Raw genomic sequence first — 2,725 nt, forward strand, 5'->3', positions numbered from 1 at the left:
AACATTACTGGTAAATCGCCTTTGTTACCAAAGTTTACTTTTGGCTTACATATGGGCACTTATAGCGGCGGCACCTGGGGGCATGAGGAACTTACTTCAGACAGGTATGTAATAGAACTGGCCCGCAAAATGCGCGAGATGGGCATCCCGGTTGATATTCTTTTTCTTGATTCTACCTGGCGCTTGTTTGGTAAAAAGGGAGGCAAGGGCGCTACAACCTTTGAATGGCGCGAAACATTTAAAGATCCTAAAGCCATGTTTGATAGCCTGTATGCCATGAATTTTAAAATGGTGGGGCTGCATATCCGCCCAAGGTTTGATAATGCCAAAAATCTGAACCTGCTTGATGAGGCACAGGCCAAAGGTTTTACCTATCCCGAAAATGGCAAACCAGGCGAATTTGTGAACTTTTTTGATCAGCAGGCTGCAAACTGGTGGTGGGATAATGGCGTTATGAAAATTGCCTCCATTGGTGCTAAATTCCTGAAAACAGATGAGGGCAGTGCCTTTGGTTCATTAGCTAATGAAAGTGAAAAAGTAGGCCCTACAGGTAAAGTGGTAGGGCAATTACATAATGTGTTCCCCATCGCTTATGCTAAAGCTCCGTATTTAAAATTTCAGGAATATAATGGCATCCGCGGGTTAAACCAAACGCGGGAAGGCTATTCTGGGATTCAGCGTTATCCCTTCATTTTTGCGGGCGACTGGCCAAGCGAGTGGCAGTATTTTGCTCCGGTTATAAAGGCCGGGTTAAATATTGGCCTATCGGGCGTTGGGTATTGGGCGCATTGCATGGGCGGTTTTGAACATGCGGCCGATCCGGAGTTGTATATGCGATGGGTGCAGTTTGGTATGTTCAGTCCGGTAGCCATGGTATTTGGTATGGATCATCCAGGTTATAAAGAACCCTGGAACTATGGAGCCGAAGCTTTGGCTAACTTTAAAAAATACGACGATCTTCGTTACAGGCTGATACCCTATATCTATAGCAACGCGTACACACAATACCAAACCGGTATGCCGCTTATGCGCGCTTTGGTGCTGGAATATCAGGATGATCCCAACACGTACAATATAGCCGATCAATACCTGTTTGGCGATAACATGATGGTTTGCCCGGTTACGGTAAAGGGTGCACAAACACGTACCATATATTTACCCCGTGGCACCTGGTTTGATTATTGGACCGGCGCAAAATATACCGGGAAACAATACATAAATATATTAACCCCGGTCGATCATTTACCCATTTTTGTAAAAGCAGGCAGCATTATCCCCGTGCAACCGCCAATGAAATACATGGATGAAAAGCCGGTAGATATAATTACGCTTGATGTATTTCCTGACAAGGGATCGTCGGAGTTTAAACTGTATGAAGATGATGGCATTACCTTAAAATATCAGCATGGGGATAAGGCAATCACTCATGTTACATTGGTAAATGGTGACGGTGGCTGGGAATTGCAGATTAAGAAACCGTCCGGTAGTTTTATCCCCGCGCAGCATACCTATCTGGCCAAAATACATTGGGTCGGTGATAAGGAACCTTCTTCAATAACAGAAAATAAAGAAACATTGAAAATGGCCAATGGTGTTGAGGCATTAGATAAAGCAGCGGGCTGGTATTACGATAAAGCAACTCATTTGCTTTGGATAAAAACTTCCCATAGCAACAGGGAGGATATTGTTCTTAATTTCAAATAGATAACGACTTATAGCTTCCCCTATGAAAAAGTTCCTCAAAATTATTTCTCTTTTTGCTATAGTAAGCAACCCGGTATTCGCCCAGGATAAGCATGCGGCTAAGCGTCCAAACATCATTATTATCCTGGCTGATGATATGGGTTACTCGGATATCGGCTGTTTCGGCTCTGAAACCCAAACGCCCAATCTTGATGCGATGGCCAAAGGCGGTTTGCGCATGACCCAATTTTACAATGCATCGCGCTGCTGCCCAACACGCGCGTCGTTACTTACGGGGCTTTATCAGCATCAGGCCGGGGTAGGCGATATGGTAAACCATCGTGATGTACCGGCTTATCAAGGCTATCTGAATCAAAACTGTGTAACCATAGCCGAGGCGCTTCAGCAAAGCGGATATAATACATTAATGGCAGGTAAATGGCATGTAGGAACAGATTCCTCGCACTGGCCCGTTAAACGCGGATTCGATCATTACTTTGGTTTGATAGATGGCGCAAGCAGTTATTTTAATCCAACAATGCCTTATCGCCCTAATCAAAAACTTACCATCGCTTTAGACGATAAAGAATACACACCGGGGCCAAACTGGTATTCAACCAATGCTTATGCCGATTATGCCCTTAAATTTATTGAGGGGAATAAAGGCACAGGCAAGCCATTCTTTTTGTACATGGCTTTCACCAGTCCACACTGGCCAATTCAGGCATTGCCCGAAGATATTGCCAAATACAAAGGCGAATACCTGAAAGGTTGGGATAAGCTCAGGCAGGAGCGGCTCGAACGTCAAAAGCAATTGGGGATCATCGCTAAGGATGAAAAACTTTCGGCAAGGGATAAGAGCGTACCGGAATGGGATAGCCTTACTCCTGAAGAAAAAGAGCAGTTTGATACCAAAATGGCTGTATATGCTGCAATGGTTGACCGGATGGATCAGAATATAGGCCGCATCAGGAAAAAACTTAAAGAGCTGGGCGAGGATAAAAATACGGTGATCATGTTCCTGTCAGATAATGGCGCCAGT

General features: G+C 44.7%; 2 protein-coding genes. Both read left to right on the top strand.

The features are described from left to right. Positions 1 to 1,704: TIM-barrel domain-containing protein (locus VF500_RS28845; protein WP_330862966.1), on the top strand; the 1,704-nt coding region annotated here is incomplete at its 5' end. 22 nt (positions 1,705 to 1,726) lie between these two features. Beyond that, on the top strand, positions 1,727 to 2,725 hold a 999-nt coding region (locus tag VF500_RS28850; protein ID WP_330862967.1), incomplete at its 3' end, for a sulfatase-like hydrolase/transferase.

The organism is Mucilaginibacter sp. (genome assembly GCF_036383575.1).
Classification (GTDB): Bacteria; Bacteroidota; Bacteroidia; order Sphingobacteriales; family Sphingobacteriaceae; genus Mucilaginibacter.